Origin of the sequence: Larkinella humicola, from assembly GCF_008727875.1 — a bacterium.
Lineage (GTDB): Bacteria > Bacteroidota > Bacteroidia > Cytophagales > Spirosomataceae > Larkinella > Larkinella humicola.
Window position 1 is genome coordinate 128,227 of record NZ_VTWS01000007.1, and the last position, 24,285, is coordinate 152,511.

Here is a 24,285-nt window from a genome sequence, read left to right on the forward strand (position 1 = left end):
CAACCGATGACCACCGCTTCCATCACGATATCGCCCGCTCCTCCCCTGCAACCGGCCTCCGATTATGCGGCCCTGCGCGAAGCCGGATTGGCCTACATCGAACGCTATGCGAGCGCGAACTGGACGGACTACAACACCCACGATCCCGGCATTACGCTGCTGGAACTGCTGTGCTACGCGATTACCGACCTGAGCCTCCGAACCTCGCTGGACCTGAAAGACCTCCTGGCGTCGTCGTTCGGCAGCGGGGAAGCGATGCAGGCGAGTTTCGTAACGGCCGGAAAAGCCCTGCCGACCAGCCCGGTTTCGGACCTGGATTACCGCAAACTTTTTATCGACATCGACGGCGTCCGGAATGCCTGGCTCGAACCCGCTCCGAAAACCGTTTTTGTGAATTGTCAGGCTAAAAGCGGGGAAGCCCAGCTTGCTTACCACCCTTTCCCAGGCGTTTTGCCTAATAACCAGACTTCGTTTGCGCTGAAAGGGCTCTACGACATTCAGGTGGATTTCGATACTTTTTTCATTCAGCAGCAGGTGCGGGCCGGGGCGTTTGCGGATGAAGACACTGGCCGTCAGACGATTTTAAAAAAGGTGCGGGAAACCTACCTCGCCAACCGAAACCTTTGTGAAGACGTGATGACGATCGGTGCGGTACCCGTTCAATACGTCATGTTCTGCGCCGACATCGGGTTGGACAATGAAGCCAGCGTCAGTGAAGTTTACGCCGAAATACTGTTTCGCATTCAGGACTACCTGGCTCCGCCGGTCCGGCGGTATTCGCTGGCGGAACGGCAGAACCATACCGACGCGGACGGAAACCGGCTGACCACCGACCAGATTTTTGACGGCCCCCGTCTGGCAAACGGATTCATTGACGACGACGAACTGGAGCAATCGGAGCGACGCAGCCGGGTGTATGCTTCCGACCTGATCAACCTCATCATGAGCGTCAGGGGCGTGAAAGACGTCCGGAAAGTGCTGATGAACAAGTGGAAAGCGGGCGATGGCTGTCTGAGCGGCCCTCCCCTTGCCAACGGCGAACAACGCTGGTGTCTGCACATCGATCCGCTCCATCAGCCGCAGCTTTGTGCCGAAAACGTCGCCCTGTCTTTTTTTAAGGACATTATTCCGGTTGGGAGCCTACGGGATAAAACGGCGGCATTGAGCCAGTTTCAGGCATTGCAGGAAAAAGCGTACCGGGAAAACCGCAAAACCGTGGACGATCTGCCAGTGCCAACTGGTGAAATTTATGATTTGAAAACCTACTCGTCCATCGCGAATGACCTCCCGCAAAACTACGGCGTCGGGCGGTTTGGGTTACCGGCCTCCGCTTCGGCCGAACGCCGGGCGCAGGCCCGCCAACTGAAGGCGTATCTGCTTTTTTTCGATCAGATGCTCACCAATTACCAGGCACAGCTCGCCAATCTGAAATCGTTTTTCAGCGCCGACCAGGATGCCCGGACCTATTTCGGACAACCGGTTACGGAACTGGCCGGGATTGACGAACTCTATGTCGACCCGGCGGGAATATCCGATACCATCGATACCGTGCTGGCGAAACTGGAAGATTTTGAGGACAATCCCGTTCGGAAAAACCGCTTTCTGGATCACCTGCTTGCCCGGTTTGCCGAAAATTTCAACGATTACGCGCTCCTGATGCATTCCCTGTTTGGGGAGCGGGGCAGTGAAGAAATTCTGGAAGACAAGGTTCATTTTATCCGGGAATACGGCGAAATCTTCCGCTCGAAAGCTTATGATTATTGTAAACCGGCCTGGGAAAACGAAAACGTCGCGGGTAGTACGCGCCGACTCGCCCGGCTGACCGGTATTCGCGGAACCAATTACCAGACACACGCAGCTTCCGCAGTGATCGTGATGACCGCTTTTCCTTCGGCTGAAAACCCCGCCTTGTTTCAATTTCAACTGAAATCACCGGAAAGCGACACCCAATATCTGGTGTCAACGAACGAATTTGACAGCGTGGAACGAGCCGAAAAGGCGATGAGAACCGTCTTTCAGAAAGTGCCCGCCAAAGGCCGTTTCAGGCTGGAAGCCGTCGAAAACCGCTTTACCTATGCTTTGCTCGATCCGGTAAATCAGCCGATTGCCCGGTGTCCGCGAACGTTTTCGACGCGAAAAGAGGCCGATCAGGATCTAGAAGCCGCCCTTGAAACCCTGATTTACAGCGGAGAAGCCCTGTTTCTGGTTGAACACAGCCTGCTCCGGCCGAAAACAGACCCGTCGGATGCGTGGATGCCGGTTTGCGTGGAGCCCGGATGTGACCACTGCGAACCGCTCGATCCGTATAGTTACCGGGTGAGTCTCGTTTTGCCCGGTTACACCATGCGGTTCCGCAACATCGACTACCGCCGGTATATCGAAAACCTGATTCGCTCGGAACTCCCCGCCCACGTGCTGGCCCGCATCTGCTGGGTGAGCCGGGATCAACTCAGGCTGTTTGAGCAGGCCTATCAACCGTGGCTCGACGCCCAGGCGGCAGGCTGCGCGGACCCAACCCTGGCCAACGACCAAACAAAAGCGCTGATCGATCGACTGGAACACCCTGACTTTCACACCATTTATGAAACGGGCGTGCTTCACGATTGCGACAACGAAGACGAAGAAATTCCAATCATTCTGAACCGTACGGCCCTGGGTACGCTGCCCCTGTCCAAACCGGAAGACCCTCCAACCCCCGACTCCTAACACCATGGCGAATCCTTATTTTGACGAGGTATATCCGGCAACGGGCACCCAGCACTTCGATTTTAGCAGGTACGGACTGACCATTTTTCGGCCGGATTCTATCCTGACTGCCGAACAGTTAAATTTGTTGTTTGGCTTTTTGCTCAATCAGGAACAACTGACCCGCACCCGGCTGCTGGGTGTCGGCGTGGTGTGCGGACTGAAACCCAGCCTGAATCCGGACAACACCATCACGGTTTCGGCGGGGTATGGCGTCACCACCGACGGCGATTTGCTGAGCCTGGAAACGACGATTTACACGAAGGCGGTCGATTACGTCCTGACCGATCACCCGGATTACAAGCCCTTTGACGACATTCCGGGTTTGAACCTCTGGGAACTCGTTCCGGCGGACTACACGAACAATACGCAAACGATCCGGCCCCTGACGGATCTTGATTTGTCGGACAAAGTGGTCGCTTTGTATTTGGAAAGTGAAGCGAAAAATGCCGATCAATGCACCGGCGTAGCCTGCGACGCGAAGGGGAAAGTGTTTCTGAACCAACTTCGGGTGATGCTCGTTCGGAAGTCCGACGCCAACGCGTTGATTTCCAACGGTCTCCGTCAGGCGGCCGCTGCCTGCACCCGACTACCGGTTTTGACCATGACAAGGGTACGGCTCGACGACCGGCCTTATACGCCGTCGTTGCAACGGTTTCAGGTGTTTCTTCGCAGAACCGCCGTTCGACTCGCGGACGGTTTGCGCGATGCCCATGAACTGATCCGGGCGGTTGATCCGGCCAACCTCACGGCCATGACCGCGCCGACAAACACCTTGCTGGCATTGACGCGCAAGGTCAGTGCCAATTACAACAGCCAGTATGTGTACGACTGGCTGAAGGATTTGCACGACGCCTACGCGGAGTTTCGCGAAGCGACCTGCCATTGGTTGGTGGCCTGTATGCCCCTGAACGACTCGTTTCCGAAGCATTTGCTGACCGGCGAACTGGTCACCGAACCGGGTCTTGGCCAACCGCAATTCCGGCACGAATGGATCCGGTCGCAGGCTATTGCTCCCGCAGCGGATTCGCGCCGGAAAGCTTTCTGGCTGTATCAGCGAATCCTTAAAATGATCGAGTTGTTCGATATCCCCGAGACCCGTTTCGAGCGGTTTTCCATCAAAGGCCGGGGCACCGTCACCACGCTTATCTCCCTGAAAATCACGCCCGACCCGTACCGGAAATCGCCGATCGACCAGCGGGCGATGCCGTTTTATTACCAACCGGCCATGCGGGCGTTCTGGAGTTACGAGCAGCACAAACACGGCCGGACCGGGTTCATTCACTCCTATCACCGACCTCAGCCGGCACTGCCCGAAATCCAGAATCCCTTTGCCTACGCCCTCGAAACCTACCCGTTTTACCGCATCGAAGGGTTTGTTGGCGCGGGCGTTTTGACCACGCTGAACGAAATTTTATCCCAGCGACGCACCCACAACCTGGCGTTTGATGTGCTGGCGTTACGAACAGATGCCGACCAGTTGTTGATCACGCAGGATCAGCCGTTCGACTTTGCCGATCTGACGGCTGATTTCGAAGATCTTCAAGCGCAGATTCTTTGCCACGTCCCCGAAGTGGACGGCAGAATCCCGCCATTCGACCTCGCGCTCCCAATGACGCCGGCCATCTTCCGGGTTAGGTGGTCCAATTATCAACTCATTGTAAGTCGGTTCGCAGGGCAGCGAGCCGCCATGTGTATTCTGGCCAAACTGCCCTTGTTGCAAAAATTGAAGGATGCGTACGAAAAACGAAAAGCCGCTTATGAAGCCAACCTGACGTTTGGGCCGTTTCTGCTGAACCATCCGGGTCTGGAACACGGCGCGGGTGTGCCGCCGGGCGGAACGTTTGTGCTGGTTTATAAAAATCCGGGAATTGTACGAAAGGACGTTTTGCTAAAAAAGGGCGGTGAGTCCATCGTGGTGGCCGATTTTTACCTCCCCTACCGCTGCTGCGGCTCCGGGAATGGCGTGCAGTTCGTCCTGCCCGAACCACCGCCAACCGTCGAAATGCGGGATTCACTCTGTCTGAATTCGCCAAAAGAGAAAATCGACGTCTCGCCCGATACCGGCTCGTTCGACAGCCCGCTGGTCACGAAAGAAGACGGAACTTTCTTCTTCAATCCGACGACGGTGGGTACGCACAAGCTGACCTATACGGTGCCAAACCGGGCACCGGTTTTCGTTGAGGTGCGGGTGCTGGCACTTCCCACGGTTGGTTTCAACTCGGACAAACTGGCTGAGAATGAGGCTGTATTTGTCTATCAATACACCGATGCCAGAGTTCTGACATTTGACTTTGGCGACGGCTTGGAACCGGAAAAAATAGCGGTAAACGGGAGCGGTGAAGGCCGGATCAATCACAAATTTTCACTGCGTGAAGATGGTTCCGGGGAATTTACCGTCACACTGACAGCGACCAATGGACGCTGCGAAACCACCGGGCCAGTCACGAACCGCGTCATTTTTGAACCGACTCCGCCGGAACCCATTGAACTCAAAGCCGAGGAATTTGTCTGTTTTAGCAAAGACATTAAACTGAAAGTTACGGGTAAACCGGCGGGGGGTAAATTCACTTCCGATACCCTGGAAATCAGTGCCCGATCGGGCTCGTTCGTCCCCAATGTCGAAGGGCCGCACACTGTTCAGTACACGCTGGGCAATCGGGCCGAAGAGGTCAAATTTTTCGTTTTACCGGAAACGTTTGCCATTGAAAACATCAGCAGACCGGTTGGAAACGTGTCAGTTACCTTCGACGTCGTCATTCTCAGTCCACCAGAGGGCGTCACCTACCAATGGAAACTGGATGAACGACCAATCGAACCCAGTGAAAAATCGCCCGATCGCATTAACATGACCCGCTTCAAGTTCGGGCGGGTCGGGCGGGGTGGCCGCCAAATGACCTTACAGATACTGGTCAAACAAAATCCGGTCTGCGATCTGAAAACTGTGTTATTAAATGGATAAGTAACCCATCGACTTCCCATCCCGTGGCCCTACCCGTTTCCCATATCATCCAGCGCCAGACCGTCCGGTTGCACCTTCGCGAGCAGGCGGATAGCTGGGCTGTGCAGGAACGGGCGAGCCAAATCCTCCGGCAAACGGATCTGTTGACTGCCCTTGATGCGGTGCTTTCCGCCTACGGTTCGGCGGAGGAATGGATCGAACTGGAACGGGTTGAGGTGGACTTGGGTGTGCTGTCGACAGCCGGTTTTGAGGAACAGATCACCCGGAACCTGCCGGATTTGCTCCGTCGGCAACTGGCTGACCTGATCCCGGAAGCTCGCTTTCACCAGGGGACCGCTGTTCGAAAAACCGGCGAGGTGGTCTTTGAAACGTTCCTCTATTTTCTGGAGACGGGGTTGCTCCCACCCGCCACGCTCTGGCCCGAATCGAATCCGGCCTTTGAACAGCCAATTTGGTCTGCCCTGTCGAACCTGAACACCCCGCAAAAAGAAACGCTACGGGCGGTTCTGGTTCATCCCGCAACCCGGTTTCGGTTGGTAAACCAGTTTTCGGAAGACGTGCTGGCTGCGGTTTTCCGGGCATTGGGTTCCGGTCAGGAATCCGTGAGTCTGCGGTTGTTGAAGCGTTTGCAGACCTGGCGCGACAAGCTCCCGGCAAATCACTACCGGGCGCTGCTGACGGCGCTGACCGAAAAAACCGTTCAGGGCCCGGAAACGGTTTTGCAAGCCATCGAGAACCGCTGGACCCCCATCAAACCGTCCGACCCGACGTTCCATGCGGATCTCGAACTCCTCCTTTCTGGGTTTCAAAACCCGGACTTCAAGTCGCGCATTTCCCACCCGAACAGCCCGGACTCCGGAGATCAGGTGTCCAAAAACGATGCCGAAACAGCTAAAAGCAAGACCAAAAAAGCTTCATTCGATAATCCGAACGAAAAACGCCGGGAATCATCGACGGAGGTTCCCGTTGACGCGGTTATTTACGTTCGAAATGCGGGCGTCGTGTTGCTACACCCCTTCCTGCGGTTTTGTTTCGAAGCCTGTGGCTGGACGCAGAATGCGGTTTTCAGAGATACGGAAAGCCATGAAAAAGCCCTGACTATGTTGCATTTTCTGGCAACCGGCGAACCTACAGCGGCCGAATACGACCTGTTGCTGCCTAAACTACTCTGCGAAATGCCCTGGAATTCGCCCGTTTCCGGAAAAATCAGCCTAACCGATGCCGAACAGGAAGAGGGCATCGGTTTGCTGAATGCGGCCATCGGGCATTGGGCGGTTTTGAAAAATACATCGCCTGACGGTTTTCGGGAAGGTTTTCTGCAGCGGGATGGAAAACTGACGCTCCTGCCGAATGGGCTTTGGGAGCTGACGGTTGAGTCAAAGGCGCAGGATATTCTTCTGGATCGTTTGCCGGTCGGTTGGGGAGTCGGCACGGTGTTGCTCCCCTGGATGAAAAAACAACTGACGGTCAACTGGGCATCATGAAAGCGACACGCCAACACCAGCCCCTCGTTCAGCCGAAAACGACCACCTCATCGTCGAATCACGCGACGACGTCACAGCCTTTCTTTGCCAAAACCGGCGCATCATCGCGGAGTCAGCCGGAACCGTTTTTCAAAGCGCCCGTTCAGACCAAACTGGCGGTGGGCCGAGCCGATGACCGGTTCGAACGCGAAGCCGACGCTACCGCCGACCGCGTGATGCGGATGCCAGCCCCCGATTCCTCCGCCCGCCCGTTTTTCCCCGCTTCCGGGTTACTCCAACCGAAATCTGACGAAAAAGAAAAGAAAGAAGTTCGGCGCAAAGAAGCCGATACCGATACGCCGGTGATTCAGTTGAAAACCGATGAGGAGGACAAAAAGAAAATCCGGAAAAAAGGCGACTCCGTCACCCCGGCTGTCACCGGCGGTTTTGAATCGCAGCTTTCGGCCAGCCAGTCGGGCGGACAGCCGCTGAGTGCCGACACCCGGCAGTTTATGGAACCCCGCTTCGGTGCCGACTTTTCGGGCGTTCGCGTGCATACCGACGCACCCGCCGTTCAGATGAGCCAGTCCATTGGTGCACAAGCTTTTGCCTACCAGAATCACGTCTATTTCAACGAAGGAAAATACAGCCCCGGCACGAGTTCAGGGCAACATTTGCTGGCGCACGAGCTCACCCACGTTGTGCAACAGGGCGCAGCCGTACAACGAAAACCGTTGATTTCGTCGGCAAGGCCAACGGTTCAGCGGCTGTTCGGACTCGATGTGGCCGGTACCATCGACGGCTGGCTGGCCAACTTGCCCGGCTGGCGTCTGCTGACGGTTCTGGCTGGTTACAATCCGGTGCTCCAGCGCGAAGTTCCCCGCTCGACAACCAACCTCATCGAAGGATTTCTGACCCTGGGCGGCCCCATCGGGTTATTGCTTTTCAACAAGCTTCGCACGGAAGGTATCATTGGCCGGATGGCCGACTGGATCGATACGCAGGTAGCCGCACTGGGTATTTCATATGCCTACATCCGGGGTCTGTTTAGCCAGGCCTGGGATGATATGGGCATTACACTCGGCATCAGCGGCAATCTGGACGTCATCCGCCGGGTGTTTGCGCCCCCCTTTAGCCGGATCACGGCCTTTGTCGGACGGGTGATCAGCCAGGTTGTCGTGTTCATCAAAGAAACGATCGTTAAGCCACTGAGCATCCGGGCCCGACAAATGCGCGGTTTCACGCTGCTGACGGTCATTATTGGCAAAGATCCGTTCACCGATGAGGTGGTGGAACGCAGCCCGACCAACCTCGTGCGCGGTTTTATGAGTCTGATGGAAAACGGCGACGAGCGGTTCCAGCAGATGCAGCAATCGGGCGCCTTGCAACGGGCTTTTACCTGGTTCAATGTGGAAACCACCCGCCGAAACCTGACCTGGGAGCGCATCAAGGGAATTTTTACCGCCGTCTGGAATGCACTCACGCCCGAAGCCGTGCTGCATCCGCTGGAAACCATCAGCCAGATTGCCAGTTTGTTTTTCGGTCTGGCTGCCGACATCGCCGGTTTTGCGGGAGCCGCCCTGCTGCAAATGCTGGAGTTTATTTTTGAAGCCGTCATGGGTGCGGGGGGAGCGCGGGTGCTGGCCATCCTGAAACGGGCGCGGGCGACGTTCCTGATCATCATCCGCGATCCGGTGCGGTTTGTCGGCAATCTGGTGCGGGCGGGGGTACAGGGGTTCCGGCAGTTCATGCAAAATGCCCTTACGCACCTCCAGCGCGGGTTGGTGGGCTGGCTGCTGGGGGCGCTGGAAGGGGCCGGACTCACGCTTCCGCAAACCTTTGATTTACAAGGCATTCTTTCACTGGTCTTGCAGATTCTGGGGCTTACCTACCAGAACATCCGTGCCAAACTGGTGCGGGCGACGAGTGAGCAATTCGTCAGCCGGATGGAGCAGGTGTTTGATTTTCTACGGATTCTGATCACCCAGGGACCAGCAGCGGCCTGGCAAAAGATTGTGGAATACCTCGGCAACCTGCGCAACATGGTGCTTGACGGGGTCATCGCCTGGGTTCGGCAAACGGTGATTGGTCAGGCCATTATCCGCATTGCCTCCATGCTGAACCCGGCCGGGGCGGTGATTCAGGCCATTATGGCGACCTACAACACGGTGATGTTTTTCGTTGAACGCATCAACCAGATTGCCGCCGTGGTGGAGTCGTACGTCGATTCGATGGCCGCCATTGCCGCCGGCAACATTGCCGCAGCCGCCAACCGGGTGGAAACCACGATGGGGCGAATGGTGCCGGTCATAATCAGTTTTCTGGCGCGGCTGATGGGGCTGGGCGGCATATCCAACACGATCCGAACCACCATCGCCCGCATCCGTCAGCCGGTCGACCGGGCGTTGGACCGGGTCGTGGATTGGGTCGTGGCGCAGGGACGGCGGCTGGTGGGTGCCGGGCAACAGGCCGTGGGAGCCATTTTGGGCTGGTTGGGATTGCGTAAATCGTTCACAGATGCCACCAATCAAAACCACTCGCTCCATTTTGAAGGCCGCGATCAAAATGCCGAACTGATCGTTGCTTCTCGCCCACGTCCGGTACTGGAGTTCCTCAATGAAGTCGCACAAGCCGAACCGGCCAAGCGTCCGATTGTGGAACAGGCGCGGGAGAAAGTCCGCTCCGTCAGTCGAATCAAGCGGGATGCAGCCCTTAATGACGCCCAAAAGCGAACCCAGATGGATGCCGAACTAACCGCCCTAGCCGTTATTTTACGGGGACTGAGTGCTGGTGATGATTTTTTTGCTCCGCCTATCCCGACCCGACGTAATCTGCCACCGGGTTTCGATGTCCGCAATGACCTGTACATAAACGGGAGTGGTTTTGGTAGTGCCCGCACAACCGTATCTTCGCAGGGTAAAACCGCCATCATCAACGACCTTAAAATCATGCGAACGAACGGATCGCAAGCCATATGGCAACGGCTGGTCCGGGATGGACAGGTTATGGAAGTAGACGATGAAAAAGCCCGGTATCGGGCCATGACCGACGCCCAGATTACCTCTGATATCAACGGACGTGCTTACGATGTAGACCATACGGAACCGCTGGCCAAACATTGGAAAGATACCGGGTTTAATTCAGACGATGGCGCACGACAGCGTACAGCCGGGAACCCTTCCAACCTGAAACTGATGCTTGCATCTTATAACCGGCAGGCTGGGGCGGATGGTCATCATTACGCCGACAAATTCTACGTTGGCCCTAATTTTACCAGTGTCTATAACAACAGCATCGCCGGAGCGAAGAAAATAAAAGGACAGGCTTTCGCGAGTACAACGTAGTTTTTCAGTATGAAGAAAGAGACGATTTTGCGCTATCAATCGGTTTCCCGTACCCCAGCCAATGCATTGGCACTTGATGACACGGGGCAAGAGTTCGCTATGGCGCAGGATTACCGGAAAGCAGGCAATCCAACTCTGACGGTTTTCTCGCAAAAAATGCCTGATAAATCACGGGAAATCGTACAGGGTGAACAGCGGGCCAATAGTGTGTCTTCGGTCTATTTTCTTGAAAATAAGGCACTGGTTTATCTGGTGAACAATCCCGACGATACCTGGAAACTGGTGATTGACCAGCTCGATAACGATAAGGATTTAAAATCGGCTGATTTACCCTTCTCAACAATACCACCCCACCTGTTTAAGAGGAATCAGCAGCTTTGGGTAATTTTATCAAATGAAGTTCGCATTTACAAAGTACCGGCCTTACAACTGGCAAACACCTATTCACTTCCGAACCAGACCCGCCCGGTTGTTACTGATGGCCATCAGATATGGTGGGCTAATGAGCAGGGCCTTTGGGCAAGTTCTCTTACTGCTACTAAGCCGACCCATGTAGCCACGGATCTGATTTTGAGTCAGCTTCAGGTATCGGCCAACTTCATTTGGGGAGTCGGCGAATTTGGCCAAGGATTATTTGGCTGGCAGAAAACCGGTCAACCTTTGCCGGCCAATGCCGTGTTGAATAATCCGGAAACCACAGTTACGGCTTTTGCGGTAAGCCCCGATGAAGAAAGGATTGCATTCGGCAACACTTCAGGATATGTAGTATTAGTTGAGCGAGAAACGGGTGCCCAACGCTGGGGAAACCGCCTGCACAAAGGCCATATATCAGCAATTACATTTAGCTCCGACGGAAATTGGATGGCTACAGGAGGTAGCACCGGCGATGCCGCCTTACTTAAACTTGACCATGACTAAATCTACCTCTCCACAGACAACGGCTTTTCCGGTGCGGCCTACTACCCTTTACTTGGCCCTTGATTTTTTGCGCGCGTTTGTTCACTGGCGGCTGAATCCCACTACAGGTTCTACTGATCTGCGCCCGGTATTACCTGATCTCAACGTCGGGGCAGTGGCTCCCCTCACACAATTCATTGTAGAAACTCAGCTCGATGAAGCCGAATTGTTACTCCTCCTTCTCGCCCTCGCCCCCCACCTCCAACCCGGTTTTTTCGACACCCTCATCCGCGAACACCTGCCCGATGGCGGGGATTTTCCGGAATTCGGCGGGGTGCGCGGTTCCAACCACCGGGGGCTTCTGCCCACCGGCGAAACCGCCCTGTTCGTGCTGGCGGGCAACGACCTCGAAAAACGGCTGGCCCTGTATGACCTTTTCAGCCCCGAGCATTTTTTTGCCCGCGAAAGGATTCTGTACCTCGAAGACGTCAAACCCGGCGAACCGCGCCTGAGTGGTCGGCTGATTCTTGATCCTGACTATGTGGAATTGTTTACCACCGGGCGGGTGTCGGCACCGGCCCTGAGCATGAATTTCCCGGCGCAGCGCATCCGTACCGACATGGAATGGGAAGATCTCGTGCTGCCCGCGCCAACCTTCACGCAGATTCGCGACATCGAACACTGGATTCAGCATTACGACACGCTGCGAACGGACTGGCAGATGGGGCAACGGCTGAAACCCGGCTACCGGGTGTTGTTTTACGGCCCTCCCGGTACGGGTAAAACCCTGACGGCGACCTTGTTGGGTAAATACACGAACCGGGAGGTTTACCGGGTTGATCTGTCACTGGTGGTTTCCAAATACATCGGCGAAACGGAGAAGAATCTGGCCAATCTGTTCGATAAAGCCCACGCCAAAAACTGGATTCTGTTTTTCGACGAAGCCGACGCCCTCTTCGGCAAACGCACCGAAACCCGCGATGCTCACGACCGGTATGCCAATCAGGAGGTGGCGTTTCTGTTGCAGAAAATCGAAGAATTCGACGGTCTGGTCATCCTGGCGTCCAACCTGAAGAGCAACATCGACCCAGCTTTTGCCCGGCGGTTTCAGGCCATGATTCATTTTCCACTGCCCAACGCGGCCGAACGCTTGCTGCTGTGGCAGAAATGCCTGCCACCCTCCGCCCGGCTGGCCCCCGAGCTTCCGGTGGAGCAACTGGCCGGTCGCTACGAACTTTCGGGCGCGGCCATTCTCAACATCATCCAGTTTTGCGCCCTCCGCGCCCTCAGCCGACAAACCGACGTTCTGGCAACCGCCGATGTGGTGGAAGGCATCCGGCTGGAATTTCAGAAAGAAGGCAAACTGGTCTGATCGGCAAATCCGGTCGGGTTTTCGCCGGTTACCGTCGATCCCCGAATGATCAACCGCGTTGGCAGCACGACCAGCTCCGGTTCCGGGCGTTCGTCGTCGGCGGCCAACTGATTGAGCAACAGCCGGGCGGCTTCCCGGCCAATTTCGTCGACCGGTTGGGAAACCGTCGTCAAGCCGGGTTCGATGAGGGCCGAAATCGGGTCGTCGCTGAAACCGACAATGGCAATGTCTTCCGGAATGCGCAACCCCCGGCTTTTAATGACTTTCAACGCTTCAATGGCCGTGGGGTCATTGATCGCAAACAGGGCGTCGGGCGGCTGGGGCAGATTCAGCAAATGGTTGACGTAAATATTGGCCTTATCGAGCGTCAGATCGTAGGAAATAATCAGCGCCGGGTCGATCGGAATCTGGTGGTTTGTCAGCGCATCCCGATACCCGTTCAGGCGGGAGCGGCTGTTTTGCAGCGAATCCGGCCCGGAAAGGTGGGCAATTCGCCGTTTGCCGGTTTTGATCAGGTGCTCGACGGCCTGGTAAGCACCTTCATAATCGTCGACGGCCACTTTCGACACGCTCATTTCGTCGACAATCCGGTTGAAAAACACCACCGGAATCCCTTTCCGATCCACGGTTTTGAAGTGCTCGAAGTTCCGCGTCTCCTTCGTGTGCGACACCAAAATGCCATCTACCCGGCTGGCTAGCAACAGCTTGGTATTAATAATTTCTGTTTCGTACGACTCATTCGAGTGGCAAATCACGACGTTGTATCCCGCTTTGGCCAGGACATCCTGCGCGCCAATAATCACTTTTGGAAAAAAAGAACTCAGGAACTCCGGCACCATGATGCCGATGGTCTGAGTCCGGTTGGTCAGCAGCGAAATGGCCAGTTGGTTGCGCTGGTAATCGAGTTCGGCCGCCAGTTCCAGCACCCGCTCCCGGGTTTTCACCTTCACATTGGGATGCCCCGTCAACGCCCGCGAAACCGTTGACTTCGACAGGTTGAGCGTATGGGCAATATCGATGATCGTAATCTGATGGTTTTTCATAAATAGTACTATTCTAATAAATACCACCTTTTCAAGGCAGTAATACAAAACAATTCCCGATAATTGAGTCTACTTTTTGGGAACATTCCCATGATTTTGGGAATGTTCCCAAAAATATAATTCTATTTTTTCTTTTCAAAATTACTATTCAGTCGTAATATCAATCAGGAAAAGCAAAAAAACCAGATTTAGTTGGTTTTAACCCGGTAAAAGACTTATTCAACGGTCAAACCGTCTTCTCAAACTAAACTGGCTGGCCCTTTTTCTTAAATTGTAAATTTTCAATACCAACCTTTAACCATAAGGACAATGTCCAGATTTACGTATGCGGCCTCTTAAACCTAACTGGCTGGCAAGCGGACTACTCTGTCTCCTCTTGCTGCCCCTCTCTCTCTCATCGTTTGCTCAGGCTGGCCGGGGTGCCGCCATCCGCGGTCGGGTCACCTCCGGGACGGAAGCCTTGCCGGGTGTCAACGTCATTTTGAAAGGTACCCAACAAGGTACCACCACCGATGTTAATGGCCAGTATTCGCTGACCCTGCCCGACGGAAGTGCCGAATCGGCCACGCTTACGTTTTCCTACATCGGCTACGCTTCGCAGGAAGTGAAAGTCGGAAACCGAACCACCATCGATGTATCCCTCGTGTCGGACGACCGGGCGTTGAGCGAAGTCGTGGTCGTGGGGTATGGAACCCAGCGTAAAGTCGAAACCACCGGGGCCATCGCGTCGGTAAAAGCTGCCGATCTGGTCCAGACGCCGGTCGCCAACGTGGCGCAGGGTTTGCAATCGCGGGTGGCCGGGGTGCAGGTCAACCAGAATACCGGCGCGCCGGGTGGGAACATCAGCGTCCGGATTCGGGGAACGAACTCGATCAATGGCAATTCCGAACCGCTGTATGTCGTGGACGGTATTCAGATTTCCAACAGTGGCGGCATCAACGACGTCAGCCCGCTTTCGACCATCAACCCCAACGACATCGAGTCGGTGGAAATCCTGAAAGATGCTTCGGCATCGGCTATTTACGGGTCACGCGCGGCCAATGGCGTGGTGCTGATCACGACCAAACGCGGAAAAACCGGGGCCACCCGGGTTACCATCGACAGTTACTACGGTGTTCAGAAAGTAAATAAAACCTTGCCGGTTTTGAATGCGTCACAATTTGCCCAACTGGAAAACGAGGTATTCAAAAACAATTTCTACCCGAACCCGGCTTCGCTCGGGGAAGGCACCAACTGGCAGAACCTGATTTTCCGCGAAGCACCCATCCAGAATCACCAGTTGTCGATCAACGGGGGAACGGAAAAAACGCAGTTAGCGCTGTCGGCCAATTACTTCGATCAGGACGGGATTATCATCAATTCCGCCTTCAAACGCTATTCGTACCGGCTGAATGTGGATCACAAAGTAAGCGACCGCGTCAAGATTGGTACCAGTATCTTAGGCAGTTACGCCATCAACTCGGGCATCACGACGGGTTCACAAACCATCGGCGATGCGGGTGTCGTAACGGCTTCCATCCTGGGCGCGGCCATTGGTGCACCGCCAACGCTGGTGCCTTACCGGACCGACGGCACCTTGTTTCCGTTTGGTGAGCAGGCCGGTGGTCAATACCGGGAAGTCACCAATCCGCTCAACTTCGCCAGCGTCCTGAACCGGAACGCCATCAAGCGGACACTGGTCAATTTTTACGCCGATTTCAATATCCTGAAAGGCCTGAACTACCGGGCTTCTTTCAACGCTGATATTCAAAACAATTTGCGCGACGGCTACACCCCCCGCTCCATCGTCAACCGGTCGGACCTGAATGACAATTCCGGCTCCGGGTTTAAAGTCAACGGCAATGGTCTGGCACTGCTGCACGAAAGCATTCTAACGTACAGCACGAGTTTCGCCACCAACCACACCTTTAAAGCTACGGCGGTGGTGGCCTCACAATCGGAACAGTATAATTCCAACCAGATCAACGCCAACGGTTTTCCAAACGATGCCACCCAGAATGAAGCCCTGCAACTGGCACTGAACCGGACGGTAACGAGCAGCCGGGACCGGCAGCGCCTGGATTCCTACCTGGCCCGGGTCAATTATGGCTACAAGGACAAGTTCTTTCTGGATTTGACGGCGCGGGTCGATGGGTCGAGCAAGTTTGGCGCCAACCACAAATACGGTTTGTTCCCGGCAGTTTCGGCAGCCTGGCGGCTTATCGAGGAACCGTTTGCCAAAGACCTTTCCTGGCTTTCGGATCTGAAACTGCGGGGTAGCTACGGGATTACCGGAAATGCGGCCGGGATCAACCCCTACCAATCGCTGGCGACGGTGGCAGCTTCGGGCAGCGACTACAACCTGAATCACCTTTTCGTCACCGGGATCAACCCGTCGGGGATTGCCAACCCCGATCTACGCTGGGAACGTTCGGCCCAGGCCGACATTGGACTCGACATTAGCCTGCTCAACAACCGGATCAGCTTCATCGTCGATGCCTATCAGAAAACGACCAAAGATTTGCTATACGTGAAAGCCCTGCCTCTGAGTTCGGGCTACAGCACGATTACCGGCAACTTCGCTTCGCTCGAAAACAAAGGACTGGAGTTCGCCGTGAACGCCCGGATTCTGGACGGACCCGTAAAATGGTCGGTATCCGGTAACATGACGTTCAACCGCAACAAAGTAGTGGATCTGGACGGTGGCACCACGCAGGAACGGTTCATTACGGCCTATTCCGTGTTGAAAGTTGGTCAGCCATTGGGCCTTTTCAAAACCTACGTGTACGACGGCATCAACCAGACCGGCGAAACCATTTTGCCCGGCTACGATGGCCGTCTGGGGGGGCTGAAAGTGAAAGACATCAACGGCGACGGTGCTATTTCGGCTGCCGATCAGATGATTACCGGCAATCCGAACCCGGATTTTATCTACGGTTTTTCCACCAACGCGTCCTTCAAGGGCTTTGATCTGAGCATGTTCCTGTCGGGTTCACAGGGCAATGACATCTACAACGCGGCCCGGCTTTCATTCGAGATGCCGCTGGGACAACGGAATCAATTCGCGGGTCTTGCCAACCGCTGGTCGGCCACCAATCCGAGCAATACCTATGTGAGTGGTGCGCAGGCGGGTCGTTTACCGGTCACCAGCCAGGTGATTGAAGATGGTTCGTACCTGCGCTGCAAGAATTTGACGCTCGGCTATACCGTTCCCCGCATCAAGGGAATTCAGCAAATCCGGGTGTATGTGAGCGCCAACAACCTGTTCACGCTCACCAACTACAGCGGTTTCGATCCGGAAGTGAACACCTATGCCGGTTCAAATACCGCCATTGGCATCGACAATCTGGTGTATCCACAAGCTAAATCATTCCTCGGCGGTTTACAGGTCACGTTTTAATTAGTGAATGAAACTATGAAAAAGATAGTCATCCCGATACTAGCCGCCCTCTGTTTGACGGGCTGCGAACTGGACGAAACGATTTATTCGTCCATCTATACCGAAGCGTTTTACAAAACCGCTGCCGACGCTGAGAAAGGTCTGGTGGCAGCATACGATCCCTTCGCGGATATGTACAGCGGCCCAGCCGGAACCCTGATTGCGGATTTCAGCGATGACCAGACGTATCCACGGGGTGTGGTGGGCCGGAACACGCTGACCCTCTTCACCTACGACGTCAATTACACCACCCAGAAAAGCAATTCCCGGACTAACGAATCACCCCAACAAATCTGGATATCCGGCTACGACGGCATTGAAAAAGCCAACTGGATCATTGCCAAGGTGCCGGATGCGGTAATGGACGAAACCCGCAAAAAACAAATCATTGGCGAGGCTTATTTCCTGCGGGCGTTCTACCTTTGGATGCTTACCAAAAACTTCGGCGACGTCCCCATCAAAACCTCGCCCAGTTATTCGGAAGCCGACGCCATTGTTGGCAAAAGTCCGAAAGCGGAGGTTTACAAGCAGATTTATGCCGATCTGGACCTGGCCTTTGCCGCCGGCTTGCCCTCCTATCCAGCCGTAGACAAAGGTCGCCCGGCCAAGGAAGTGGTCAATGCACTTTACGCCAAGGCGGCTTTGTATAACGAAGAATGGGCCAAAGCCCTCGAAAAAGCACAGGCCGTCATCACGTCGGGAAAATATTCCCTGATGCCGGATGTGCGCAATGTTTACAAATACGATCAGGAGGATGCCGCCCGCATCGAAAACATGTGGGCCTACGAAGTCGATCCGATTTCGCCGGGCCGGTCGCACCAGATGACGGGCTTGTGTGGCCCGGCTGCCAGTAGCGGACCGGAATACGGCCGGACGACGTTCGGGTCGATGTTCGCGTACCAGAAGTTTTACAATTCCTTTTCGCCCCAGGACAAACGCCGACAATTGCTCGACACGACGTACGTGGACAAAAGCGGCAAAATCATTCCGCAGCGTAGCGTTACGCCGATCACAACCGAAGGCGTTCTGATCAAGAAATACCAGGACCCGGTTTCCACGCAGAACCTGATTCCGAACATTCCCATTTTCCGGCTGGCTGACATGTACCTGATTGCTGCCGAAGCCGAAGCCCGGCTGAACGGCGCAACGCCTGCTGCCTATGGTTACATCAACACCGTTCGGAAGCGCGCGGGTCTGGCGGATCTGGCGACGGGTTTGAGCAAGGATGCGTTCATCGAAGCGGTTTTGCAGGAACGGGCGTGGGAGTTTTTTGCCGAAGGCGACCGCTGGTATGACCTCACCCGCACCGGTAAATTCCTGACGGTGATTCCGAAGGCGGTCAACCCGGTGTATCCGGTTCGGAACGTCACGGCGAAGAACAAATACTTCCCGATTCCGCAGGATGAACTGAACGCCAATCCGAAACTGGAGCAGAATCCGGATTGGAAATAGTGGATCGGTATACGTTTGTTGCCCCCAACCCCCTGAAGGGGGCTTCCGCCATCTGGATGTTTAAGCCCCCTTTAGGGGGTTGGGGGCAAAAAGCGAAGAAATGAAATGGTGTACGCTAAACAGCCTCACCATAAAATTAAACGACTTACATGAACCAACTACGGGGTTTATTTTCACTATTGGTGGTCTCTCTGCCGCTTTTTCGATTTTCGAACGTTGCTTCGGCAGCGCTGCCGAAGCCGGCAAACGTGCGGGAATTTACCATCACCGAAAACGACACCACGACCTACACGCTGAAACTGGCCTTGGACGAAAACGACCAGCCGTCGTATTTCTTCCGGAATATTTTCACACCGGTTTGCCTCACGGGCGAGTGCAAACCGGTGTATATTAATTTTTACTGGGACCTGCTGGGCAACTACACCCGGTTCGATTTTCCGCCGGGTGAGGTGCTGACCAAAATGGACCACCGGGAATTCAAACAGGAGGACTACGACAAGTTGCAGGACATTCTGAGCCGTCCAAATTCCCTGCTCAAAGACATTGCGATGGCCGATCTGGTCGGAAAAGGCACCGAAAACCTGGCCGATTCGGTGGATGCCAAAGCCGGGGCGACCCTGAAAACCGTCAAGAACGAGGTGATCGACGGGGCGGTTTATACCTGCTATACCCTCTGGCACATCGCCCACGGTTCGGTGGTCGATGAAATGCTGAAAATTACGGAGAACTACAAAAGTGAGCCGTTGCTACACCGGTTTCTGACCGGCAGCAATCATTTTTACCAATATTGGGCGATGGAGCGGGTGATCGACAAAACCGGAAAGCTGGCGGAACCGTTCAGCGGGGATGTTCTCCGGATCATTCGCGGGAAGAACGTTTTCACGGCGCGGTATGCATTGCAGAAAATCGGTGATCCGTATTTTTTCGACCCGAGCCGCCAGGTCTGGTTGTGGGAAACGTACCGAACTGCTCCTTACCCTTTGCAACTCGTGATCCTGAAAAAACTGGCAAAAATCCCGTTCCGCGCGCCCTTGGCCGAAATGACGGCGAAGGATTTGGTCAAAACCAATCCTGAGCAGTTTGCTTTGCTGTTGAAACTGCTGGCCGACCAGCCGAAATTACCGGAAAAAGCGCTGCAAAATCTGGCCGCTCATCTGACAAATCCGCATCCCGATTATTCAACCGAAATTTACCGCGTCCTGACGGCTTTTCATCCCAAAAACCGGGATGTTCTGGCCAAGATGACGGCTTTTAAAAAACGAAATCCCTAAACCCTTCCCATTCATTCATACAATTGATAAACGATATGAAAATCCTTTTCCGAACCTTTTTCTTCCTCCTGGTCTCTCTGCAACTCGTTGCCCAAGACCACGTCTTCGTTGAAACGGAATCGTTTGAGAACAAAGGCGGCTGGGTCATCGACCAGCAATCGTTTGTGGTCATGGGCTCCTCCTACCTTATGGCCCACGGCATGGGTCGTCCGGTGAAGGATGCCGCCACCACGGTTCATTTCCCCAAAACCGGCAAATACCAGGTTTGGGTTCGCACCAAAGACTGGGCACCGTTCCCGAAAGGGCCGGGAAAATTTCAGGTTGTCGTGGATGGGAAACCGCTGAAAACCGTCTTTGGCGAAAGCGGTTCGGATGCCTGGAAATGGTATGCGGGGGGCGAAGTTGACGTGAAAAGTGATCAGGTAAAACTGGCAATCCACGACCTGACCGGTTTCAACGGACGCTGCGATGCCATTCTGTTCACCAACGCGCCCAAGTTTACGCCGTCGGACAAACCGGAGGAACTGACCACTTTTCGGAACAAATTACTGAACCTGACCGGCAAACCCACCGAAGCCGGGAATTTCGATTTAGTCGTCGTCGGCGGTGGCATTGCCGGAACCTGCGCGGCCATTTCGGCGTCGCGGATGGGATTGAAAGTTGCGCTGATTCAGGATCGCCCGGTCTTGGGCGGCAACAACAGTTCCGAAGTTCGGGTGCATTTGCGGGGTGATGTCGATAAAAACCATTACCCGAAACTGGGCCGGATTGTCCGGGAAATGGACAATGGAGATCCGGGGAACGGCCATCCCGACGGGCTGGAATACGGCGATGCCCGGAAAACGGACATCATCAAAGCCGAACGAAACATCACCTTGTATCTGAATACCCACGTTTATAAAATTGAGAAAAAAGGCAGTACCGTAGCTGCCGTGATCGGGCGGGACATTGCCACCAATAAGGAAGTCCGGTTTACGGGAACGTATTTCTCCGACTGCACCGGCGATGGCACGCTGGGCTATCTGGCCGGCGCCGACTACCGGTTTGGCCGGGAAAGCAAAGCCGAAACCGGCGAGTCGCTGGCGGCTGAAAAAGCGGATAATTTTACGCTCGGCACCTCGAATTTGTGGGCGTCACTGGAGCGGGACACGGTTTCGTCGTTCCCCGAAACGCCCTGGGCACTTCCCTTTTCGGACGAATACCACATCGACGAAGCCCGGGCCGACTGGCAGTGGGAAACCGGTTTCGGGAATCTCAACACCATCACCGATGCTGAAAAAATCCGCGATCACAACTTGCGGGCGGTGTACGGCAACTGGTCGTATCTGAAGAACAACAAAAAAGCCAAATACGGCAAGCGCGAGCTGGCCTGGGTAGCCTATATCGGCGGCAAACGCGAATCCCGGCGGCTGCTGGGCGACCACATTCTGACCCAGATGGACATTCAGGACGGCAAACAACACCCGGACGGCACCGTCACCGCCACCTGGACGATCGATTTGCATTTCCCGGACGCCAAAAACAGCAAATACTTTGAAGGTCAGGAGTTTTTTGCGGGAACCAAGCACATCAAAGTCGCGCCGTATACGATTCCCTACCGCTGTTTGTATTCCAAAAACATCACGAATCTGTTCATGGCTGGCCGGAACATCAGCACCACGCACGTCGCGTTTGGCAGCACCCGCGTGATGCGGACCTGCGGCATGATGGGCGAAGTCGTCGGTTTTGCGGCTTATGTGGCCAAGAAATACAACACGACACCGCGTGGCGTTTACCAGGAACACCTGCCGGAATTCATGGCGATTATCAAAGACGAACCCACGGCGGTCAAACCTTAACTTATTGTCGTTTGACGTTAAAGGTTTGATGCATGTCTTTAAATTCGAGATGTGCCCCTTCCCTGGTTAAACCTTAAACGTCAAATCTTATACTTTTTTCAACATGCCTTCAACGTTGCCCAACATCCCGGTTTGCCTGCGCATGATCACCCTGACAGCGGTGCTGCTTTTGCATCGCGATGCAGTCCACGCCCAGTTGGTCAATCTGGCCAAAGGAAAAGCGGTTTCGGGGTATCCGGTGATTGCCGACAACCCGTTTCAGCAGTTGGTCGATGGCAACGACGCGACGGTTTGGTATACCTCACCAGCGGCTCCTGTCAATCATTTTGAAGTGAATCTGGGAAAACCGTATGCCATCGACCGGGTGTTGCTGCGCGGGTTTCGCGGAAAAGACAAAGTCCGAATTCGGGTTTCAACCGGCGGAGCCTGGAAAGAGGTGTTCAACAATCTCCAGCCCGACAAAGCCCTGATTGCTTTCGAGCCGGTGACGACCGATCAAATCCGGGTGGAGTATTCCGCCAAACAGGCCACCGGTTTTCCTGAATTTGAAGTCTATGCCTACGATCCGCAACCGGTTTTTGTCAATCAGATTGGCTATAATTTGAAAGCTCCCAAGCGGTTTACGGCCCCGCTGGCTGCTGAAGGCACGGCGTTTTCCGTCGTGGATTCGGAGGGCAAAAAACCGTTCTCCGGAACCATCAAAGGGCACATCGGCGATTTTACGGCGTTTCAACCGACAACTCCCGGACCGTATACCATTATGGTGGATGGCGAGAAAAAAGGCACGTCGTTTCCGTTCGATATTGCGCCCTATGTCATCGAGCTGGCTTCGTACGGCCCCGCGCTGGCGTTCATGATCGACGACCGTTGCTGGTACGGAAATTCGGATGGGTATTCGCCGACGGATAAAAGTGCGGACTGCCCGTCGCTGGGCGTGGCCTGGCGCGACAGCCATCAGTTTTCGTTTGAACTTCCGGCGCTGATCGCGCTGTATTCCGCGAATCCCGAAGCGTTTTCGACCGAGCGGATGCCCGTCGAGGGAATTTATACGGGAGTACGTGAAAGACTGCCTGAAAATACGCCCGAGATTGTCCGGCTGATTTACTGGGCCGTCGATGTGTATCTGCGGGGGCAGGTCAATCACACGCTGCTGAAAGAACAACTGGCGTATTTTGTCTATGCCTACCCCGACCTGAGTCCGTACATTCCGCAGAAAGTGTATGCCGAAGCCCGCGATTACCTCTTCAAAATCTGGGGGAATGAAAACAAAGACCGCTGGCATTGGTACGACCTCGAGCATTCGGCCAACCTGTTTCAGACCTACACGCTGATTGGAACCGGCAAGGGGCAGTTTCCGCCGGGGCATTCGATTGTGCCGAATCTGATGCTGTATGAAGTTGCCAAACGCGAAGGCCGGAAGGATGCCGACGCGTATTTCAAAGCCGCCTTCCAGCAAACCGACTGGCTCATCAAAAACCTCGACTGGCAGGACCCAACCTCCACCAAAGGCCAGCGGATGAACGAGTACGTCACGATGGATGCCCTGGCGTATTTTCTGAAAAAGTATCCTCAAAAAGCCCCAAAAGGTTTGTCCGAAAAAATTCAGGCATGGGCGAACGTCATCATTTCGCGGTCGGATAACCTGTGGGATTACCGCAAATACGCGGACAACAAGTGGGTGATTGCCGACATCAAAGCCACCTCCGACCCGACCTATAATCCGACCGGCAGTTTCAACGAACCCGGAAACATCGCCGGTTTTCCGGCTCCGGCCCTGGCGGCTGCGTCGGTGCTGACGGATGCGAAAACCCGGAAACGGTTGCGTGAACTGGCCACGGCGCAGATGGACAATGTCTACGGCCGCAACCCGACCGGGCGGCACTTCTGCTACGATGCCCTGACCGATTTCAAAGGAGCCGATTTGGGCTGGTTCAAGGAACTGGAAGGCGGAGCCGCTCTGCTCCAGACGGTTCGCGGGGTGTTAGACGGTTCGCCCAAAGAAGGCGTTTATCCGTACGATCCGTATTCCGGCGACCCCGGCCACACGGAAGGCTGGGTCACGTTCAATACCGCCTGGATTGCCGGACTGGCGTATCTGGCCGCTGATGTCACGAACGTCGAGTTCTACGACGCGACCTTCACGACCCGCCTTCAGGAAGCCAAACCGGGCCAGAAAGTCGGTGTTCGATTGACGGCACCGCTCAACCTGGATCCTCAGAAAGCGGAACGGGCAGCGGTTATGTTAACCGATGGAAAAGGAAAGCAAAGCCGGTTTACGCTGGACGAACAGGGCGCGAACGGCGTCGCGTTTCAACAGGTGATCGATCTGGTGGGCGGCCCGATTTCGGTCGGCAAAAACGAAGTTCTCCGGGTTTCGTACGGATTGGGCGCGTTTAAAAAAGAAGCCGTTTTGAAGATTAAATAGGTGTCAAAAACAACAGCCCACGGTTAAAACCGTGGGCTGTTGTAAACTCAAAAAT

Annotated in this window: 12 protein-coding genes; 11 read left to right on the top strand and 1 reads right to left on the bottom strand. The window is 54.9% G+C overall.

Features of this window, described 5'->3' with window-relative positions:
• Positions 1-6: 6 nt before the first annotated feature.
• The 6 genes from F0P93_RS24620 to F0P93_RS24645 are packed head-to-tail and all read left to right on the top strand — an operon-like array spanning position 7 to position 12,783.
• Positions 7-2,706, top strand: coding sequence for a contractile injection system baseplate wedge protein (locus F0P93_RS24620; protein ID WP_150880395.1), 2,700 nt, complete (start codon positions 7-9; stop codon positions 2,704-2,706).
• A 4-nt stretch (positions 2,707-2,710) separates the two neighbouring features.
• On the top strand, positions 2,711-5,707 hold the full coding sequence (locus F0P93_RS24625) for a hypothetical protein (protein ID WP_150880396.1): 2,997 nt from the start codon (positions 2,711-2,713) through the stop codon (positions 5,705-5,707).
• A 23-nt stretch (positions 5,708-5,730) separates the two neighbouring features.
• Positions 5,731-7,191, top strand: a complete 1,461-nt coding sequence (locus F0P93_RS24630; protein WP_150880397.1) for a contractile injection system tape measure protein — start codon at positions 5,731-5,733, stop codon at positions 7,189-7,191.
• A complete protein-coding gene (locus F0P93_RS24635; RefSeq protein ID WP_150880398.1) occupies positions 7,188-10,514 on the top strand; it encodes an eCIS core domain-containing protein in 3,327 nt (1,108 codons plus the stop codon). Before F0P93_RS24630 ends, F0P93_RS24635 begins: the two co-directional genes overlap by 4 nt.
• Positions 10,515-10,523: 9 nt before the next feature.
• A complete protein-coding gene (locus F0P93_RS24640) occupies positions 10,524-11,432 on the top strand; it encodes a WD40 repeat domain-containing protein (protein WP_150880399.1) in 909 nt (302 codons plus the stop codon).
• A complete protein-coding gene (locus F0P93_RS24645; RefSeq protein WP_150880400.1) occupies positions 11,425-12,783 on the top strand; it encodes an ATP-binding protein in 1,359 nt (452 codons plus the stop codon). The genes F0P93_RS24640 and F0P93_RS24645 overlap by 8 nt, the downstream gene beginning before the upstream one ends.
• On the opposite strand, the gene F0P93_RS24650 is transcribed toward F0P93_RS24645, so the two are convergent.
• Positions 12,759-13,826: a LacI family DNA-binding transcriptional regulator gene (locus F0P93_RS24650; protein ID WP_150880401.1), complete on the bottom strand. Its 1,068-nt coding sequence runs from the start codon at positions 13,824-13,826 to the stop codon at positions 12,759-12,761. The genes F0P93_RS24645 and F0P93_RS24650 overlap by 25 nt on opposite strands.
• Positions 13,827-14,151: 325 nt before the next feature.
• On the opposite strand from F0P93_RS24650, the gene F0P93_RS24655 reads away from it, so the two are divergent.
• From F0P93_RS24655 to F0P93_RS24675, 5 genes are all read left to right on the top strand, one after another.
• Complete coding sequence (locus F0P93_RS24655; RefSeq protein ID WP_150880402.1) at positions 14,152-17,205, top strand: SusC/RagA family TonB-linked outer membrane protein; 3,054 nt, start codon at positions 14,152-14,154, stop codon at positions 17,203-17,205.
• Between the two features lie 15 nt (positions 17,206-17,220).
• Complete coding sequence (locus tag F0P93_RS24660) at positions 17,221-18,696, top strand: RagB/SusD family nutrient uptake outer membrane protein (RefSeq protein ID WP_150880403.1); 1,476 nt, start codon at positions 17,221-17,223, stop codon at positions 18,694-18,696.
• 149 nt (positions 18,697-18,845) lie between these two features.
• On the top strand, positions 18,846-19,967 hold the full coding sequence (locus F0P93_RS24665) for a hypothetical protein (RefSeq protein ID WP_150880404.1): 1,122 nt from the start codon (positions 18,846-18,848) through the stop codon (positions 19,965-19,967).
• Positions 19,968-20,002: 35 nt separating this feature from the next.
• On the top strand, positions 20,003-21,805 hold the full coding sequence (locus F0P93_RS24670) for an FAD-dependent oxidoreductase (RefSeq protein WP_150880405.1): 1,803 nt from the start codon (positions 20,003-20,005) through the stop codon (positions 21,803-21,805).
• Between the two features lie 103 nt (positions 21,806-21,908).
• On the top strand, positions 21,909-24,230 hold the full coding sequence (locus F0P93_RS24675; protein ID WP_150880406.1) for a discoidin domain-containing protein: 2,322 nt from the start codon (positions 21,909-21,911) through the stop codon (positions 24,228-24,230).
• Positions 24,231-24,285 lie beyond the last annotated feature (55 nt).

Excerpts from the sequence above, each read along its gene's own strand:
- F0P93_RS24620 (WP_150880395.1), top strand. The coding sequence starts at position 7 with ATGACCACCGCTTCCATCACGATATCGCCCGCTCCTCCCCTGCAACCG.
- F0P93_RS24625 (WP_150880396.1), top strand. The coding sequence starts at position 2,711 with ATGGCGAATCCTTATTTTGACGAGGTATATCCGGCAACGGGCACCCAG.
- F0P93_RS24635 (WP_150880398.1), top strand. The coding sequence starts at position 7,188 with ATGAAAGCGACACGCCAACACCAGCCCCTCGTTCAGCCGAAAACGACC.
- F0P93_RS24640 (WP_150880399.1), top strand. The coding sequence starts at position 10,524 with ATGAAGAAAGAGACGATTTTGCGCTATCAATCGGTTTCCCGTACCCCA.
- F0P93_RS24645 (WP_150880400.1), top strand. The coding sequence starts at position 11,425 with ATGACTAAATCTACCTCTCCACAGACAACGGCTTTTCCGGTGCGGCCT.
- F0P93_RS24650 (WP_150880401.1), bottom strand. The coding sequence starts at position 13,826 with ATGAAAAACCATCAGATTACGATCATCGATATTGCCCATACGCTCAAC.
- F0P93_RS24655 (WP_150880402.1), top strand. The coding sequence starts at position 14,152 with ATGCGGCCTCTTAAACCTAACTGGCTGGCAAGCGGACTACTCTGTCTC.
- F0P93_RS24660 (WP_150880403.1), top strand. The coding sequence starts at position 17,221 with ATGAAAAAGATAGTCATCCCGATACTAGCCGCCCTCTGTTTGACGGGC.
- F0P93_RS24665 (WP_150880404.1), top strand. The coding sequence starts at position 18,846 with ATGAACCAACTACGGGGTTTATTTTCACTATTGGTGGTCTCTCTGCCG.
- F0P93_RS24670 (WP_150880405.1), top strand. The coding sequence starts at position 20,003 with ATGAAAATCCTTTTCCGAACCTTTTTCTTCCTCCTGGTCTCTCTGCAA.
- F0P93_RS24675 (WP_150880406.1), top strand. The coding sequence starts at position 21,909 with ATGCCTTCAACGTTGCCCAACATCCCGGTTTGCCTGCGCATGATCACC.